Origin of the sequence: Rhodococcus sp. IEGM 1354, assembly GCF_030056855.1 — a bacterium.
Taxonomy (GTDB): Bacteria; Actinomycetota; Actinomycetes; order Mycobacteriales; family Mycobacteriaceae; genus Rhodococcoides.
Genome location: NZ_JASHKT010000002.1, coordinates 47,727 through 66,248, shown reverse-complemented (window position 1 = coordinate 66,248; position 18,522 = coordinate 47,727). Strand labels below are relative to the sequence as shown.

At 61.1% G+C, this 18,522-nt stretch carries 15 protein-coding genes; 8 read left to right on the top strand and 7 right to left on the bottom strand.

All coding sequences use genetic code 11. From position 1 onward, the window contains the following. Window positions 1-46: 46 nt before the first annotated feature. The 4 genes from QM588_RS04755 to QM588_RS04740 all read right to left on the bottom strand — a co-directional run bounded on the left by QM588_RS04755 (window position 47) and on the right by QM588_RS04740 (window position 4,398). The gene (locus QM588_RS04755) at window positions 47-1,003 is read right to left on the bottom strand and encodes a HipA domain-containing protein (RefSeq protein WP_283311934.1); all 957 of its coding nucleotides are present in this window, start codon (window positions 1,001-1,003) and stop codon (window positions 47-49) included. 443 nt (window positions 1,004-1,446) lie between these two features. Beyond that, on the bottom strand, window positions 1,447-2,298 hold the full coding sequence (locus QM588_RS04750) for an ABC transporter ATP-binding protein (protein WP_283311932.1): 852 nt from the start codon (window positions 2,296-2,298) through the stop codon (window positions 1,447-1,449). Continuing rightward, the gene (locus QM588_RS04745; protein ID WP_283311931.1) at window positions 2,295-3,335 is read right to left on the bottom strand and encodes a FecCD family ABC transporter permease; all 1,041 of its coding nucleotides are present in this window, start codon (window positions 3,333-3,335) and stop codon (window positions 2,295-2,297) included. Before QM588_RS04745 ends, QM588_RS04750 begins: the two co-directional genes overlap by 4 nt. Before the next feature lie 13 nt (window positions 3,336-3,348). Next, on the bottom strand, window positions 3,349-4,398 hold the full coding sequence (locus QM588_RS04740; protein WP_283311930.1) for an ABC transporter substrate-binding protein: 1,050 nt from the start codon (window positions 4,396-4,398) through the stop codon (window positions 3,349-3,351). A 230-nt stretch (window positions 4,399-4,628) separates the two neighbouring features. On the opposite strand from QM588_RS04740, the gene QM588_RS04735 reads away from it, so the two are divergent. Then, window positions 4,629-6,605, top strand: a complete 1,977-nt coding sequence (locus tag QM588_RS04735) for a cytochrome c oxidase assembly protein (RefSeq protein ID WP_283311929.1) — start codon at window positions 4,629-4,631, stop codon at window positions 6,603-6,605. Between the two features lie 37 nt (window positions 6,606-6,642). Here QM588_RS04735 and QM588_RS04730 read toward each other — a convergent pair whose 3' ends face one another. Beyond that, window positions 6,643-8,922, bottom strand: a complete 2,280-nt coding sequence (locus tag QM588_RS04730) for a heavy metal translocating P-type ATPase (protein ID WP_283311927.1) — start codon at window positions 8,920-8,922, stop codon at window positions 6,643-6,645. Window positions 8,923-8,974: 52 nt separating this feature from the next. Further along, on the bottom strand, window positions 8,975-9,730 hold the full coding sequence (locus QM588_RS04725; RefSeq protein WP_283312349.1) for a zf-HC2 domain-containing protein: 756 nt from the start codon (window positions 9,728-9,730) through the stop codon (window positions 8,975-8,977). Between the two features lie 64 nt (window positions 9,731-9,794). On the opposite strand from QM588_RS04725, the gene sigC reads away from it, so the two are divergent. Beyond that, window positions 9,795-10,367 carry an RNA polymerase sigma factor SigC gene (gene sigC, locus QM588_RS04720; protein WP_283311926.1) on the top strand — a complete coding sequence of 191 codons (573 nt, stop codon included), beginning with the start codon at window positions 9,795-9,797 and terminating at the stop codon, window positions 10,365-10,367. 10 nt (window positions 10,368-10,377) lie between these two features. Here sigC and QM588_RS04715 read toward each other — a convergent pair whose 3' ends face one another. Further along, window positions 10,378-11,490: an esterase/lipase family protein gene (locus QM588_RS04715; RefSeq protein WP_283311925.1), complete on the bottom strand. Its 1,113-nt coding sequence runs from the start codon at window positions 11,488-11,490 to the stop codon at window positions 10,378-10,380. A gap of 387 nt (window positions 11,491-11,877) precedes the next feature. On the opposite strand from QM588_RS04715, the gene QM588_RS04710 reads away from it, so the two are divergent. The 6 genes from QM588_RS04710 to QM588_RS04690 all read left to right on the top strand — a co-directional run bounded on the left by QM588_RS04710 (window position 11,878) and on the right by QM588_RS04690 (window position 18,393). After that, window positions 11,878-12,477: a DJ-1/PfpI family protein gene (locus QM588_RS04710; protein WP_283311924.1), complete on the top strand. Its 600-nt coding sequence runs from the start codon at window positions 11,878-11,880 to the stop codon at window positions 12,475-12,477. A gap of 235 nt (window positions 12,478-12,712) precedes the next feature. Next, a complete protein-coding gene (locus QM588_RS04705) occupies window positions 12,713-13,315 on the top strand; it encodes an MFS transporter (RefSeq protein ID WP_283311923.1) in 603 nt (200 codons plus the stop codon). Window positions 13,316-13,848: 533 nt separating this feature from the next. After that, window positions 13,849-14,754, top strand: a complete 906-nt coding sequence (locus QM588_RS04700; RefSeq protein WP_283311921.1) for an alpha/beta hydrolase — start codon at window positions 13,849-13,851, stop codon at window positions 14,752-14,754. Window positions 14,755-14,817: 63 nt separating this feature from the next. Next, window positions 14,818-15,426 carry a TetR/AcrR family transcriptional regulator gene (locus QM588_RS04695; RefSeq protein ID WP_283311919.1) on the top strand — a complete coding sequence of 203 codons (609 nt, stop codon included), beginning with the start codon at window positions 14,818-14,820 and terminating at the stop codon, window positions 15,424-15,426. Between the two features lie 149 nt (window positions 15,427-15,575). Next, a complete protein-coding gene (locus tag QM588_RS25785) occupies window positions 15,576-16,673 on the top strand; it encodes a helix-turn-helix domain-containing protein (RefSeq protein WP_442972868.1) in 1,098 nt (365 codons plus the stop codon). A 109-nt stretch (window positions 16,674-16,782) separates the two neighbouring features. Next, window positions 16,783-18,393, top strand: coding sequence for a tannase/feruloyl esterase family alpha/beta hydrolase (locus tag QM588_RS04690; RefSeq protein WP_283311918.1), 1,611 nt, complete (start codon window positions 16,783-16,785; stop codon window positions 18,391-18,393). Window positions 18,394-18,522: the final 129 nt, after the last annotated feature.

Sequence of the window (18,522 nt, the reverse complement as noted above, 5' to 3'; positions counted from 1 at the left end):
CGACACTCGCAAGCCCGGATCGGCGACTGCCGACGACGGGGCTAGGTCAGTGGAGAGCATCACAGAGTCGCTTTCGGTTGGTTGCTAACGCTTCTATCAGAAAGGTACGGGTTGGGTCTGACAAGTTTGGCGTGGCCTTGACAACATCGTCGCATAGGCGTGCGTCGATGTCGGTTAATTTGTCGATCCAGTGGTGCCGAGCATGCACGCTGGCCTGCGCTAATGCGTGCTGAGCAACATCGATCAGCCCAGTGGGAGTGCCACCGTCGAATCGTTTGGTCCTTCCCCGTTCGCACCACCGCCGCACCTGGTTCGTAGTGACAAGCCGTTCGCGATCGGGGTCGCCGTTGCCACTGGCTAGCGCAGAGCCGTGATCGAAGCTGGGTCCCAAGCAGATAGCGCCGGTCGTTGGGTTCTGCAGTACTCCCCAGTTGTGTGCGTGTCGGTCGGTGTTGGCGATCAGCGCGTCGAGGACCATGTATCCGGCGAATACATCAAAGGCGGGCCAGGCTTCGTATGGAGTGGCAACGGGTCCATCAAGGCCGTCGAGAGCGCGATGGATCGCAGCGAGAGTGTGACCTTCGCATGATGCCGCGTCGAAGTTGTCGTCAAGCTCCGCCAGCAGAGCTGCGCCTGGAGTCCATGACCATCGGACTGGTCTCATATCCTGGCTCATCGAGCCGAATACACGCTCGGATGTCTCCAGTCGAACGACTGTAGCCAACTCGGTTCGAGCCGCAGGCAAGTCGATAAGCCGCGCGAGCTCGTAGGAAATCTTCTCGGCCCAATCCTCACCGCGAATCAATCGATCCGGTGCATCTCCTCGCCGACGTCGCTCTTTCGAGAGCTCTAGCGTCTTGATCCTCCGGGGTTTGAACAGCCAGTGCCCGTCACGGTCTGCACCCTCTGGGGCGCGGAACCAGCGCTTCTCCTCGTCACCACCAGGCTCATTCTCACCCCGGGTCCATGTCGCCAGGTCGATGACGTCGAATGCTTCGAGCACGTTCTCACCATAGGCACCAACGAATACAAGTGCTCCGAACGGCGCGCTGCTCAGCCCGGGAACCCACCGACAACCAACGCTTTCGGCGCAAAAAGATGAGTAAGTGATGAGTTGAGCGTCCACAGGCGTCCGTCGGCGAACCGATCGTAGATTCGAGCGCCTGATTACGGAGGTCAGCAGCAGGCAGCTCGAACTTGACTCCCCGAACAAAGCGATCAAGAGTCAAGTCTCCGAAACGCCCTAAGCCACCTACGAACCCCCAGGTCAAAAGTTGTTCATTTCTGCGGCGCTGGCGGATGCCCAGACATACCCTGACAACAAAAAGTTCCCCTGACCAGCAATTACACTGTTCAGGGGCACTCGTTAGTTCGCGGTACCTCGGTCGGCGGGTGGCTTGCCCTGGAATCGGGGAAGACGAAAGCGAAGCACCTACGAATGGAGACTCAGTCGATCAGAGTCTGCGTCAACGGGCCGCCGCACGACGCGTTCGGCGAGTACCCCGGATTCGCGAGGTAGTCGATCGAAATCTGCAGTCCCCCGGTCAGCGGGTGTGTACCGACGCTGGCGCGGATGCCGAACACAGAACGGAGCAACTCCGGTGTCAGTACCGAGCGCGGTGGGCCTGACGCGACGATGACCCCCTCGGACAACACGAATAGTTCGTCGCACACTGCAGCAGCGACGCCGAGATCGTGCAGGGTCATCAGGCAGGTGTCACGCCGATCCTTCAACAGTGTCAACAGCTGAACTTGGTGGGCGACGTCGAGATGGTTGGTGGGCTCGTCGAGTACGAACACATGCGCTCGTTGCGCAAAGCAACGGGCCAGCAGCACCCGCTGTTTCTCGCCACCGGACAGCGAATGGAAACGTCGACTCGCCTTGTCGCTCAGGCCGACCTCGGTCAGGGACTGCTCGATGGCGTCGCGATCCTCCGAGGATTCACGGCGAAAGCTCCCCTGGTGCGGAACCCGTCCCAGACCGACCACCTCGCGGACAGTAATTCCATTGACACTGTCGCGCTCCTGCGGAACCGATGCGACGACCCGTGCATGAGCGGCGGGCGAGATATCCCACAGGTCGAAATCTCCGACGACGATACGACCGGCAGCCGGCTTCAAATGCCGATACACCGCCCGCAGCAAGGTGGACTTGCCACTCCCGTTGGGCCCGATCACGCCGGTGATCTGCCCAGCAGCAGCCGTCAGAGATACCCCGGACACGATGTCGCGACCGGACAACCGCACGGTCAGCTGGTCGACCGAGAGCGTTCCGGCATCCGTGCCTGCCGCATTCATGCTCTTCTCCCTCGAACGATCAGCATCGCCAGCAGCATCGGTCCTCCGAGTGCCGCTGTCACGACGTTCACGGGGAGTTCTTGGTGCACGACGCGAGTGGCGACCCGGCACACCAGGTCGACGAAAATCATTAGCGTCGCCCCCACCAATACTGCAGTAGGAAGCAACTTTCGGTGATCCGTTCCCACGACCAGTCGGCACAGATGCGGCACCAACAGACCGATGAAACCGATCGCGCCTGAGACTGCGACCACCGCGCCGGTCATCAGACTGACGACGACGAACACCTCACGGCGCACCCGGTGGACCGAAATACCAAGTGCAGAAGCGCTTTCGTCACCGAAAGCGAGAGCATTGAGTTGACGTGCTCTGCCGTAGAGCACGATCGAGCCGAGTACGACGACGAGGGCAGTGATCGGAATTTGAGACCAGGTTGCTCCTCCAAGCGAACCCATCAGCCAGAACAACACACTGCGGGTCTGCGCTTGATCGTCGGTCTGCAGAACCATGAAACTTGTTCCTGCTGAGAGTATCTGACCGACGGTGACACCGACCAGGACCAGTCGAGTCGGCCCCAGGGCACCGCTGATTCCGCCAGCGACACCGGTGACCGACCAGACCGCCCCGAGAGCAACCATGGCACCGAGGAACGCGGCCATCGGGAGCACCGTGTGAACTCCGATCGCCGTAGATACCGCTCCGACGACTCCACCGCCGAAGACCAGAACCCACACTGCCCCGACCGATGCTCCCGACGACACCCCGAGCAGGTACGGGTCGGCCAGATCGTTGCGCACCAGAGCCTGGACTGCGACTCCGACGACGCCGAGTCCGGCACCGACGATCATGGCCAAGATCGGGCGGGGAACTCGAACCTGCCAGACGATGACATCGATGCTGCCGGCTTGAAACACCCTTCCACTCATTCCATCTCGCACTGTCGACCAGACCTGCCCGAAGGGCACTGCTGTCGATCCGTAACTCACTGCGAGGGTGAATCCCAGTAGTAGAACCAGCACTGTGGCAGACGCAAGCACTGCGCCACCGCGCCTACCGACCACCGATCGCCTCGGCGATAGTGGCGACCGCGTCCGCATTCTCGATTCCGGGAAGCGTTGTTTCCTCCGCACCGAGATCGATGAAGCGCCCCTCACGAACTGCGCGCAGATCGCGCGCGCGGGGGTCATTGCGCAGCGTGTCGACGGCAGCGGCGAATGCAGCCGCCCTCTCCTCTGGGGACGCCTTGTGCCGAGTCGCGATCTGAATGTAGTCGGGGTCTGCCGCAATGACGTCTTCCCAGGACACTGGTTTCATACTGGTGGTGTCGTCGGCGAATGCGTTTCGCGCACCGGCTAATTCGTACACGGCGTTCGCTATCTGCTTACCGCCGACGGTGGTCATCCCCTGGCTCGTGGCGTCGGGCGAGTAGTAGAACACGGATGGTCGCTCACTCGGTGCCGAAGCACCCGCCGTAGCGGCCGACACCGTTGACCTCATCTGTTCGATCAGGTCTGCCGCCGCGCCCGAAGCATCGAGAACCGCACCGATGTTCTCGATGTCTCGGTACACCTCGTCCAGGTTCGCCCGGGCGGCCGGCAGAGTCGATGCGCATGCGCTGGATGCGAGGAACACATGGGACATTCCTGCATCGGCGAAGTCCTGCTCGCTCATGCCGTCCCCGCCCATCATTTGCATGGAGCCGAAGGCGTCGATGTAGGCGTCCGCTCCGGCGGTGAGTAGCACTTCTTTCGGGATTGCGCCGGCGGAGAGAACCGGTGTCGACTGCGCGATCTCCCGCACATCGTCGGGAAGAGTGGCTATTCCTGTCGCCCAGCCTGTTCCAGCAACGCGATCGGACTTGCCGAGCCTGATTACCAGCTCGAGTGCCGCAAGGTTCGCCGTCACAACTTTCTCAGGGGCGGCGTCGAATGTCGTCGGTCGGCCGCCGCAGTCCTGGACTGTGATAGGGAACGATGCACCCGTAGTCTCCGCTGCGTCGACGTCGCCGCGGTCGGTAGCGGCAGTGCGTACGCAGGCCGTCGCGAGCAGCGGCACCAATGCGATCGTGAGTCCTGCGATCATGCGGGAACGAAGGTTCATATCTCGTTGGTCGTGCCGTTCCACCGTTGAGTTCCCGCACGACCGAAGTCGAGGAACTTTTTCGCTCGTAACGCGACCTTTAGCAGGGTGCGCCCGAATCTTACCGAGTACAGGGCATCGACTTCGCGAAAGGAAAACCTTGATCGACAACGTTGCACTGCAAAGCATCGCGACCAACTCTGCTATTCACACGATGGACGACTCGTTCTTGGTGACGTTCGGAGAAGGCCGTGCGTAAGGTGACGATCGCGAGCGCGGCGATGTTTGTCCTCGGTGCGCTGGCGACGATTGCGCTGGCCCTGTATCTGGGTCCGTCCAAGTATGCCGCGACCGGAGATACGTATCCCGGCACCGTCACTGCCGTCGGGTACCCGCTGTTACGGCTGACCGCAACGCTCGCTGGCGCCGTTACGATCGGCGCGTTGGTGTATTCCACCGTCTGTACGCGTTTCACGAAAGATGGGCGTTTGGGTCCGGACGGCTTCGCGGGTGTGACAACGGCATTGCGCGCCAGTGGGTTCTGGGCCGTCGCCTCTGGGCTCCTGATCGTGTTCTCTGCTTCGGATGCGACCGGCGTATCGGTGTTCGACGTGCTGCGCAGGGGTGCGCTGTTCGACGTCATCGAACCGAACGAAGCACCCAAAGCGTGGATCGTCACCACCATCCTGGCTCTGATCGTCACCGTTGCAACTCGGTGGACCTTCACCTGGGTCTCCGTAGCGTTATCGGGCGCAGTTGCGGCAGTGGGCATTCTGCCGGTAGTCGTGATAGGCAATGCAGGGCAAGGTCGACATCACGACGTCATGACGAGTGCTGCGATCGTCGCCGTCATTGCGTTGGCAACATTGACGGGCCTGACCTTCAGTGTCGCACTACATTTGGAGCGGGATCGAGGTCGACCTTCGAGCACTGCTGCATCGGACACGTCGTCGATGCTGCGTCGCTTCCGCGCCGTCTCCGCTGCTTGCCTGGCCGCAATGGCAGTCACGACTCCGGTTCTGGCATGGACGCTGCTGAAAGACTCGGCTATCACGAAGACCGTCTACGGACTCCTTTTCCTTTGCGCGGCAATGTCCTTCGCTATGTGCTGTAGCGCACTGCTCGCGTGCTTCCCATCGCGAGGATCGTCATCTCGGTCAGGCAGAGCCGGATGGCTTGCCACTGCAGGCGGGTGTTCCTCGATTGCGGTATGGGTCTTTCTGTCCAACATGGCAATCCGCCCGGCTCCGACGTTCTACACCACGGACAGCACGATCTACGACGTATTTCTCGGTTACGAGCCGCCCGGCCCACCTTCAGCGAGCGACTTCCTGACGTTCTGGCGTTTCGACTTCCTCATCGGAGGGGCCGCCATTGTGCTCGGATTCGCGTACGGAGCAGCTGCGGTCCGGCTCCGACGGCGCGGCGATGATTGGCCATTGGGACGAACCGTCGCATGGATGACGGGGTGCGTAGCCCTCCTCTGCGCAACCAGTTCCGGGTTCAGCGCTTACGGATCGGCAATGTTCAGCGTGCACATGGCAGTGCACATGACGCTCAACATGTTCGTACCGGTACTGCTCGTTCTGGGCGGCCCGGTGACCCTGGCACTACGTGCGCTGGCTCCCGCACGACACGGGGCGATGCCCGGAACGCGGGAATGGATTCTCTGCGTCGTGCACTCGGTGCCGATGCGCTGGGCCTCGACACCCGCGGTGGCAACAACACTGTTCGTGCTGTCGCCCTTCGCCGTGTACTTCACGCCCCTGTTCGACACTCTCGTGCGATACCACTGGGGACACGAGCTCATGAACATCCACTTCGTCGTGACCGGATACCTGTACTACTGGGTCATCATCGGTATCGACCCGGGCCCCAAGCGGCTACCGCACCTCGGTCGCCTTGCATTGCTGTTCGCTGCCATGCCTTTTCACGCGTTCTTCGGAATCGCAGTGATGACCATGAACCGCATCATCGGAGATTCCTTCTACAGATACCTCTCCTTTCCGTGGATGCACGACCTAGCGGCGGATCAGCGCGTCGGCGGCGGCTTGGCGTGGGCGACGAGCGAGGTCCCACTGCTGATGGTGGTCGCTGCGCTGCTGACCCAATGGGCCCGCCAAGATCGTCGCACCGAGGTTCGCCGCGACAGAGCCACCGACCTTCACGACGAAGAACTCGACGCGTACAACGCCATGCTGTCCGAGTTGTCTAGGCAACGACGGTGAAACACGCATGACCGAGCGGCGACACCTACCTCCGGTGTCACCGCTCGGTCATGGGGTCGAACCGCCGCAGGCGAAGGCTGTTCGACACGACGAAGAAGGACGAGAATGCCATCGCGGCCCCTGCTATCAACGGCGTCAAGAGACCTGCTGCAGCGAACGGGATTGCCGCCACGTTGTATCCGAACGCCCACACCATATTTCCTCTGATGGTCGACAAGGTCGCCCGAGCGAGAGCCAGCGAGTCGACCACGGCCTCCAGGTCGTCGCGGACGAGGATGATATCGGCGGCACCGATCGCGACGTCCGTTCCTGCGCCGATAGCGAGGCCGAGATCTGCGGTCGCCAACGCGGGCCCATCGTTGATTCCATCACCCACCACGGCGACAACACGGCCCGCATTTTGGAGCGACTTCACCACGTCGACTTTCCCTTCGGGCAATACCTCTGCGACCACCTCGTCGACGCCCACCTGGTCTGCCACGCTCCGTGCGACGTGAGCGTTGTCTCCGGTCACCATCAATGTGCGCACGCCGTAGCTCTTCAGGCGTGCCACTGCTATGGCAGCCGACGGCTTCACGGTGTCGGATACTGTGATCACCGCCGCGACCGCACCGTCCACCGCCACCAATACCGGTGTGGCACCGAGCCGTTCACTGCTCGACTGCGCGGCACTCATCCGAGCACCGATGACGAAGCCGCGTTCGCTGAACCACGCGGGTCGTCCCACTTCGACATGGTGGCCGCGCACGGTTCCACGCACACCGAGTCCCGCCAGCGCCACGAAATCAGTGACCTGCGAGAGCTCACCGGTCCGATCGGCCGCCACGGCGGCAATCGAAGCTCCGATCGCGTGTTCAGATGCGTGTTCCACCGCTCCAGCAAGCGCTAGAACCTCGGCCTCAGCACCTTCTTCGTCAGTAGCTATCGACCGAAACGTGAGTTTTCCGGTCGTCACGGTGCCTGTCTTGTCCAGTACGACGGTGTCGACCGATCGCGTCGCCTCGAGTGCCTGATGGCCTTTGATGAAAATTCCGAGCTGGGCACCACGACCGGATGCGACCATCAATGCAGTCGGCGTTGCCAGGCCCAGAGCGCACGGGCACGCGATGATCAGTACGGCGAGACCCGCGCCTACCGCACGGTCTACATCTCCGACCACCATCGACCATCCGGCGAACGTCAGCGCCGCGAGTGCGAACACGACGGGAACAAATACTCCCGAAATGCGATCGGCCAGCCGCTGCAGGTCTGCCTTTCCTGTTTGAGCCGTTTCGACCAAGCGGATCATGCCGGACAGCGCGGTCTCACGTCCCACGGCAGCAGCTTCGACCACGAGTCGGCCGTCCAGCACCACAATGCCGCCGGTGACGGTGTCCCCGGCTGAGACATCCAGCGGTAATGCTTCGCCCGTCATGGCACTGGTGTCGACGGCACTTCGTCCCTCGGTCACCACTCCGTCGGCTGCGATGATCTCACCGGGCCGGACGACGAATCGCTGACCGACGGCCAACTCGCCCGCCGGTACTCGTAACTCCGCACCATCTCTCAACAAAACACTGACGTCGCGTGCCCGCAGGTTGGCGAGCGCACGCAGCGCACCTCCCGCGCGCCGCTTGGCCTTTGCTTCGAAGTAGCGACCGGCAAGGACGAAGACGGTGACGCCCGCTGCTACCTCCAGATAGATGGAGTCACCCGAGGTAATGGCGGTCCAAGTTCCCTTGTCGCTGGTCGCGGTACTCGGACGGCCGAACACCGAATACACCGACCAAAGGGTCGCCGCCGCGATGCCCGTCGACACAAGACTGTCCATGGTGGTCGTCCTGTGTCGCAAGGCGGTGAGTGCGGCGCGGTGGAAAGGTAACGCCGACCAGCAGACGACAGGCATAGCGAGCACGAGCAGAAACCACTGCCATCCCGCGATTCTGGTGGACGGGATTGCTGAGAACATGATGGACAGATCCGCGAGTGGGACAAACAGAACGAGCGCAACGACCAAGCGGCGGAACAGATCCGACGTGAGGGCGTCCTCCGCCGAGGTATCGATGTGCGCGTGATCGACGAACGGCTCAGCGGAGAAACCTGCAGCTGTCACGACGAGACGCAGCTCTTCTTCGGTGTACTGGCTGGACGCGTCGATGGTCGCAATAGTGGTGGCGTAGTTCACATGTGCTCGCACGCCGTCGAGCTTGTTCAATTTGCGCTCCACACGCTGTGCGCATGCGCCGCACGTCATACCACCTACGGTCAGTGACAGACGGACGGTATCGAGGTCGGTAGCGGCATCCCGAGGGGGTGCCACGATCGGATCTGTAGTCATCAGTAACTTTCGCGGGCTGGTCGTAAAGGGTCTGCCTTCAGTGAGAGCACGCTCATGCGGCCGGTCCGCTCGCGTCTCTCAAATGCCCGTACCCGCGTCCTCGACCGAATCCCGAGGGCCGCTGTTCATCCTCGTGGCGCGCAACTGCAGATCGGACGGGAGGTGGGGTGTCGCTTCGGCGCTGAGCGCGATGGACCATCGTCGTCACCAGGACGCCGACCGCAATGATGGCATGCGTCGACACACGAGCGACGGTCACCTGTCCGGCCATGATGTCGGCGACGACGAAAATTCCCAGGATGGCGGTGAATGCGACGAGGACAGGCAGTAAGCCCGTCGTCGCGCGGGGTCGTGCGGCCGCGACGAGGAATCCAACTCCGACTGCCACGTTCCATGCGGTGCTCTCGTTGAACAAATGGCCCGACATCGCCGCGGGGTCCGACATCGACGCATGGTCGTGTCCGCTGCCCCATCCCAGAACCTGACCGAATCCCAGCACTAACTGGCACAGGGCTACTACCACCAACCCAGCACGCCACGGATGATCTCGCAGAACCCATCGCAGGGTGCGCCGTGCCGCGCCGGCCGGGATGTCGACCCCTGCCGCAGCTAGAATCTCGGGTGCGAGATCGGGGGTGCGATGGCTCGGTCTGACCCGGATCGCCCTGGTCAATGCCGAGGCCGAGGCGTACCACGAACGACAGTCTGCGCAGACCTCGAGGTGCTCGTCGACCCGTGCTGCGGGCACGGGTTCACGCTCACCATCGATACGGGCCGAAAGCGCCTCACGGGCAATGCTGCAATCCACCTCTACAGTGTCGTCCACCACGACCCGAAAGTTCCCGAGGCCCGTACAGGTTAGTATTTTCGGCGTGACCACCCGAGACGACCACGACGCCCGCACCACTGCACTGGCGCTGGCCGCGGGCCGGGGTGACCGTCGAGCTCTGGAATCCTTCGTGCGCGAAACCCAGCGTGATGTTTGGCGTTTCGTGGCACATCTGGCATCGGTCTCCGCTGCTGACGATCTCACTCAAGAGACGTATCTCCGGGCGATCAAATCCCTTCCTCGTTTCGCAGCGCAATCGACCGCACGAACGTGGCTGTTGTCGATCGCCAGACGCGTGGTGGTCGATCAGGTCCGGACGGCAATGGTGCGCCCGCGCATAGCATCCGGCGCAGATTGGATAGCTGCCGCAGACGCGACAACGTCAGAGGACAACACCGGCGGCTACGAAGATCTGGTCGAACTCCGAATGCTGATGGCCGATCTCAGCCCCGATCGACGAGAAGCTCTCGTGCTGACCCAAGTGTTGGGAATGTCGTATGACGAGGCCGCCGAAGTCGCGGGCTGCCCCGTAGGCACGATCAGATCGCGTGTCGCGCGCGCCCGCGATCAGTTGGTGGCCGCCGCTCGGCCGAACAGCCGAGAAGATATCGGTTGATCGGTGCCGGCTACTGTGTCGATGCGGGTCCGACAGCATCGCACGGTGCCGGTGTTGCGTGAGCGGGATCGAGTGCGTTCAGAACGAAGTTCCGGACCCTCCGGTTGTGCAGCGTCTGAAAGTGTTCGGACCTGTCCACCTCGCAATCACTCGGTAGCACAACGTTGGTGGCGCTCGGACCCTCGAGGAATTGCAGGCTGAACGGGATGATCATCGCGTCGCACGTCGTCACGATCGTGGTGCAGCCGATACCGGGGGCGAGGGACTCGTAGTCGTCTGATCCGGTCGGCGGTGTGGGATGTGCTCCACTGTCGACGGCGGCGGTGTAGTCGATCAGCGAAATAACGACCACCTTTACCATCTCAATCGCCCCGTCGGGACGGTTGATGTAGTAGCCGGGAATGATCCCATCGACCTCGGCGTGACCGACAAGGTCCACCTTGCTCGCCCCAGTGTCGGCCAGGAAACGATTTACGGTCTCAGCGAGAGTACGTGCGAACGATTCGACGTACTCCGCGGTCAAGGCCAATGCCTCCGGTGTCCCGGATATCTGCTCGAAGTCGAAGGTATACAAGCAATATCCATCGTTAAAGAGAAACGATGCTTCGGTTTGCCACGCCGGTCCCTGCGATGTCATCGCCGGGTTGACCAGCACCACCGTGTTGAGGCCCGCACCAGAGGGCTTGCAGAAGGACATGTTCCCACCCGGTGCGGCGGCTTCGGGTAACAGCGACGCTGGAACTGCATCGGTGCCGAACGGAACGGGCTGCGGGTTCGCGTCGGGTTCCACGCTGGCGGTGGTGCCAGCGCAATCGGACAGGGCGGCGACTGCCGTTCCGATGAACAGAGTGAAGCGAATTGCATTGTTGTACAATGTGTTCCACTTGCTTCGGGTACATAGTTCAACATTTTGCGGGATCACCCGTCCGTTGTCGAACCATTCGCGATTCGGCGGATTCCGGCCGCGCGGCCGAGTCGACAAACGTGTATGCCGACACGACGTCGATGGCGTCTCCGCGCCCGATACGACAGAGTTCGTCGAATCGACCGCACCAGAGGGAACTCCGGTTCCCAGAAGAGCGCTGGCAAAGTGAAGTACAGCTGGTGCCGTTACCGCGATCATGTTCCTACCTCACGCGCAGGTAGAGATCGGTACTGCGATGATGGATCATGTTTTTCTCCCGTCGAGGTCGTGTCGCCCGAGGCTGTACCAACGGCAGACAGTCTGTGTGCCAGGGGCGGTCGATGATGGGATCCGGATGAGCGTCTTCCATGATTGTCATCCAGCAGGAACAGCGACTATCCCCCAACCGGCTGGTTCAGACAGGCCGGTCGACTGGTTCTCCGGCGTGTTCTACGTGGATCTCGTCCCCGCCCTGGCCGAGATGGCCGGAGCGTCCAGCGGTCGCACTCCAGCGAACATCTCGTTGTCGAATTTGTCTGTTACGCAGGGGTGTTGAGAGGTGATACCGACAGCACCCGTTCCTGCCCTCGTGTAATCATGGAAAGCATGACCGTCGAAACCAAGCATCTCGGAATCTTCCTGTTTGCCGACGTCGAGGAGCTCGATGCCGTAGGCCCGTGGGAGGTCCTGTCGTTTTGGACCAGCAAGTGGCCGGAGGACGGGTGGAAGGTTTTCACCTTCTCCCAAGCCGGCGGCGAGGTCAGGTGCGCGAAAGGCTTGACCGTGCGCGCTGAGCACAGTGAAGCCGACCGACCGAACCTTGACGTTCTCGTTTATCCCGGCGGACAGGGCACGCGAGCCCATCTCGCCGACCAGCCGCGACTGGACTGGGTGCGTCGCCGCAGGGAGGACGGAACGCTGATGACGAGCGTATGCACGGGATCTCTGGTCTTCGCTGCGGCAGGCATCTTGCGAGACTGCCCGGCAACAACTCACTGGGCCGCACTGAACCAACTCTCCGAGCTCGATCCCACCATCGAACTCCGGCGCGACGATCGGTTCGTCGACTGCGGCGACGCGATCACCTCCGCCGGCGTGTCCGCAGGTATCGACATGGCATTGCATTTGGTTGGGAAGCTTGCCGGCACCGAACGCGCTAGGCAGGTACGACGTGGCATTCAGTACGACCCACAGCCCCCGGTATGAAACTAGCGGCCACAGTAGCGGGGACGGGTCATCAGGAAGAATGACGGAGCGTCGACTGCGCCCACGCCCGAACTCGTATGACCTGCAAACATTGTGCGCTAGTCGCTCACCCCAAGAGCTGAGCAGCACGCTGGGGTACGGGCCTTCCGTTGCCATTCGACGAGGTAGGACGCCTTGACCACAGGCACCCCTACCCCGGGAGTTCAGGGCACGCATATCGGAAAACCCTGTGCTCTTGAACAACCAGGCAACGGCGGGCACTTCCGCCGTGGGAACGCCGATTCTGATGCTCGTTCGCTCCGAGCCTGTCATGCTGTTCGAGTCCGCTCTGTTTCAAATTGGTCCCTACTGCGGCCTGGGAACCTTCGGGATCTTCATCATTTCGTACGCCCCGTCGGTTGGATACTCACGCGCCGCGGCTCTGTCGGCAACGTTGCTGGGCACCCTCTCGAGCATCTTCATGCCCACTGTATACGCCGCAATCTCAGATCGGATCGGACGTCGACCGGTCGTCATCCCTGGCATAGCCGCAACCGCGATCTTGGCCTTTCCCATTTTCTACTTCGTCAACTCGGGAAACACAGCGACAATGGTGATCACGTTGGCGATCTACCTCGGTTTCGTGATGCCCGCGGTGACAGGCGTCGCGCCGGTAATGCTCATAGAGCTGTTCTCCACCGAATCGCGTTACAACGGTGTGTCGACCAGCTACCAGCTCGCTCAGACCGTCGGCTCCGGATTTTCGCCGCTGATTGCCACCTCTTTGCTCGCCGCAGCCGGCGGAGCCACCAACACATGGCCCGTCGCACTTTTTTGGGGTAATCGTCGCGGCAGGTAGCGGATGGGCTGCACTGACACTCCCTGAGCGCTCGGACCAAATCTTGGTCGAGGTCAAATCTGGCAACCCATTGATCAGAACCGCGCCGATGCGCACCACAGCCGCTGATACGGACAGCGCACCTCGCTGAGTCGGTTCGCACAGATCCAGCAACGCCGCTGAACGCAGAAGAGTCAGTTCCTATTCGTTGACGAAGTCTTGGCCTTCTGCACGGTGATCCACACGTTCGAAGAGCCACGTCCATCATTCGCTGAACGCGACCTTGGCCTTCACGCACCAGTCGCAAACTGCTGAAAGAGGGCCGGACACGGTCGGATGCGACGAGGAACCACAGTACTCGGTTGCCGTACGCGGTCGAGCTTCCGGCCCAATGTGCTTTCTGAAGACGAACGACTACTTCATCCATCCAACCGTTTGGTTGCAAAGCCTCGAAATCTGGGTACAGTCGGCCTCAGCGGAACGCCGGACAACGACCCGTCCCGCCGCAGACGCAGGTCCTCGACACGGGACGCGTTCACACACGAGGAGAGAATATGAAGAAAAACGTGGAATTCCGCAGCGACGGAGCGGTTCTGGCGGGCCACCTCTACATCCCCGAGGACCTGCAGGCAGGCGAACAGCGACCTGCGGTCGTAGTCGTGTCTCCAGGTAGCGGAATCAAGGAACAAACGTCGGGTCGCTACGCCGACGAACTGCACCGCCGCGGCCTCGTCGCCCTGGCGTTCGACCACCGTACGTACGGGGAGAGCGAAGGCTCTCCCCGCTTCGACGAGAACCCGTATGCAAAGACCGAAGACATCAAGAACGCGGTCAGTTTCCTGGGCAACCAGTCAGAGGTGAGTACAGACAGAATCGGTGCGATGGGAATCTGCGGCGGCGGGGGGTACGCGCCGTACGCTGCCGCCACCGATCGCCGAATCAAAGCAGTGGCCACCGTCAGTGGAATGACGAACAACAGGGCATCCTTCGAGGAAATGGCCGGAGGCGACCGGTCCATCACCCAGGCAATGCTCGACGCCAGTTCTGCAGCGCGGCAATCGTTCTCACGCGGCGAGCCAGCTCAGTACGGACCCGTCATCCTGCCCGCTGACTCTCCATACACACCAGAGGTGTTCAGGGAATCACCCAACTACTACTTCGACGACACCCGCGGTGGCCATCCTCGTTGGGAGAACAAGGTTCTAGCGTGGTCGCTCGAACGCCAGATGACCTTCAATGCACTCGATGTAATCCACCTGATCGCTCCCCGCCCGCTGCTCCTGGTTGTCGGAACGGAATCAGCGAGTCGCGATCAGAACGAGCGTGCCTACGCAGCCGCCGGCGAACCCAGGGAGCTTGCACTGATCGACGGTGCGAGCCACATCGACCTCTACGACGTGGACCGGTACGTCACCCCAGTCGCCGACCGACTTGCGGAGTTCTTCGGCAAAAACCTGTGAGCTGCCCATGAGCTCCCGCCAGCCAATAGCCGGAGGGCAGAAGGCATAATCTACAGTTTCGCCATGGAACGTGATTCAGCAGCGACGAAGCGTCGATTGTTGGACGCCGCCGAAGAAGAGTTCGCACGGTACGGACTAGCGGGCGCGCGAGTAGCTCGGATCGCCGACGCCGGGGCTGCCAACAAACAAGCAATCTACGCCTACTTCGGCGACAAAACCGGGCTGTTCGATGCCGTACTCGCGAAAAGACACACCGATGTGTTGGCGACCGTGTCGTTCGACGCAGACGACGTTGTCGGGTTCGTCGGGCGACTATTCGACTACATCACCGAGAACCCGACAGTCATGCGTCTCGCGGCATGGAAGCGGCTGGAAAGGCCAGTCCGCAACGGCACCGAGGACGACGATTACCTGGGCTGGACCACACCACTGCTCCAAGCACAGAGGGACGGCCGGGTCGACGCCACATTCGACCCGGCCTCTCTCTCGATCTTGTTGTACGGACTGGCATCTGCATGGGATAGCGTGCGACCACTGTCAATCCATACAGACACTACGACCGCATCCGAAACGGCAACCCTCTCTCGCAACATCTTCCGGCAAAACCTGCTGGAAGCCACTCGCAGACTGACGACCCCGATCGCCCAACCCGACACCGATACAGCCCTTTGAGCTGGGCACCGATTGTGTCGCCCCTCGTCTGACCGGCACACCGACCCAGTGCGTGATCTCGAGTTACCAGCGGAACTCGAGGCCATCGATTTTCTGGTGGAAACCGCAGACCTAGGGTTCTTTCTCGAGACTTCGCATAGCATGGGCAAATGGAAAGAGTGCTCCGGGAACTAGCTCGATTCGACAATTCTGGCGAGAGCGCCCTGACAATCGTTGCCTCTCTTCAACATATCAGCGAGCGGAACCTATGGGATGAGACGGACATTGTGATTGCGATGGCGCAGCACTCAGGACATCCAGCTCGTATTGCCCTCGAGAAAGGTGTCTATCTCCGATCCGACCAGACCGGAGCGTTGTCGCACGTTACGGTACCGCCCCATAAGCAGTGGCCGGCTGAGCGAATCACTGCGGGCGGCGACGACAGTATCTGGTTGGAGCGAATGGGTCCGATAACCCTGGCCGAGGCAGTTATTCTCCATTCGTCAGCACAACTCCTCCACGAACTCAGCGCACGGAAAGCTGCTGAAGATCCAGATACGTACGGCGATCCTCTCGCGACATTGGCTACCACTCGAGATCTTGGACTCGCTGAACGCTTACTGAAGCGATTGGGTATAGACCCAGCGGCCGAATGCTTCGCAATAGCCCAACCCGGCCCTACGGTCGGTCTTCAATTGAGCACCGAACAAGGCACGGGTAATTACCATCCTGATTCTTCGCAAAGTATCAATCGGTTCGGAAAATTGCGAACTGGAATTGGGATTCGCCTCCAGGCCTTACATTTCGCAGAGTCATGGAAAACCGCTTTGGAAGCACTTTCCCTGGCATCGGAAGGAAGCGATTTCGACCCGGGAGCAACGGTAGTGAGGTATAGTGACGTCGCTCTTCTCGCCCAAATTTCTCAGATAGAGGGGCTGCACGACAGTCACGATGTCAGTGCCGTGGTGAGCCTATGTCAAGAAATTCCTTATGCGGCAAAAACCCTCGACGCGATTGCTCGAAATTCGAGTCTCCGTTCGGTGGCCTCGATTCTATTCACACACCACTCGACAATCCAGTCACGCCTTGCAATTCTGGAGGGCCGACTCGGATGGGAACTCAACACGGGCGAGGGAAAGCTTCGCCTTCACCTCGCGCTGGTTGCGCGCCGGATGCTTCTACACGGAATCGATAACAGACCTCCTCGCTCGGCATTGGTCCGGTCCGCCGATTGGCGGGCGGAATCAGCCGCTCGGCGTGCTTTGTAGGGTGCCGTTTCCGCGTTCGATCTGATGTAGTTGCACTCGACCATCAACGCTTCCAGCTGATTCCGGGTCGGGCGCGGTCGCAACCCAGTGCCGAACCATAGGAGTTCACATGCCTTTACCCGCCGACAATGTGCGCATAGACCTTCGCCGTTGGGTCAACCACGACACCCCCTACTACAGGCTGAGCGACCTGCGTTATCTCGAGATCGAAGCCCTCAATGCATCTATTACCGATCTCGGCAATGTCGTCGTCACGTCGGTGAATGTGAACACCAGCGGGGTGTTCGAGTCGCCGCAGGGGTTTGTCACCGAACTCCCCGACTTCGTAGACGTGCGTGTTTCGATTACAAGCGAGCAGGGCCACGAAGCACACGTCTTTTTGTGGTGCCCGATGGAATGGAACCAGCGGTTTCTCGGGATAGGAGGTGGAGGCAACCGGACGCTGCCACAGTGGTTGGCATCAGAGGCTATGACGAGTCCGACGCTCCGCGACGGCATCCGCAACGGGTACGCCGTGGCTTGCACTGATGGCGCCAATCGGGACGAGAGATTTGCGGCTTGGGGCTTGAACATCGACACCGGCGAGATCGATGTCGACCTCGCCGACAACTGGCACGTGCGGAGTACCCATGAAATGGCAGTCGTCGGCAAACGTCTTGTGGAGCGAATCTACGGCTCACCGCCGCAGTATGCGTACATGATGGGCGCTTCGGGTGGCGGGCGACAGACGCTCGTGCAGGCACGAGAACACCCAGAAGACTTCGATGGATACTGGGCTGATTGCCCCGCGATCAACTGGACCAGACTGCACATGGCACAGATGTGGCCACCTCTAGTCATGAAAGAATTGTCCAACCCCGTGCCTTTGGCCAAGATGGAAGCCTTCCGACATGCGGCGATCAACGCTCACGATGCCCAGAACGGTCTTGTTGACGGAACCATCGCAAGAAGCGATTTTCCGTCCTGGGATGCCCGGCTGTTAGTCGGCTCCTCTACCGTCGCGGGCCCGATCACGGAGCGCGATGCGGAAGTGATGAACCGCATCTGGGAGGGCCCGCGGACACTGCAGGGCGATTGGCTATGGTACGGACCGCCCATCGACTCGGAATGTGCCGGCGGCGGGCCGTTGTCGCTCGGTTTGGCAAATACCGCGTCGATCAACGGTGTCCTCACTCCAATTCCATTCCTCATTGCAACCGACTGGATTGGCAGCTGGATTCTGCGTGATCCTAGTTGGGACTGGACGACCCTTACCTTCGAGCAGTACGAGGAACTCTTCGCGCGAAGTGTGCGCGAGTTCGCTGCCTATGACGCCAGTGATCCCGACTACAGCGAATTTGTCGCCCTCGGTAGAAAGTTGATCATCAGTCACGGAACTGCCGACGAGATGATTCCGGCCCAAGGGACAGTCAACTTTTACGACGCCATCCGCGAAAACCTCGGAGGTGGGGTGACCGATGAGCACTTTCGACTCTATCTTTGCCCAGGTGACGTCCATGCCACCCTGTACGGCGACGGACCTGGACTCAGTCTCGCTGCCGGCATGCAGGCGCTCGTCGCGTGGGTCGAAGGCGGTGATGCACCTGACATTCTGTCGGCTGTTCGCGCCCACCCTCGTACGGACGAAGTCGTAATGACCCGCCCGATTGCTCCGTATCCCCTCAGCGGCAACTACATCGGCGGTGACCCAGCCGCGCCGGAGAGCTACAGCTTCACTTGATCTCGATTGTCGACTGTGGCAGAAGTAGCCTGAGATCCCCTGCCGATAGCGGGTTGTGTACGCGTGTTCCTGCAGACCGAGATCCCGGGGGATCGTAACAGCCGCATCGACGCCTTCGACGTCGTGCGC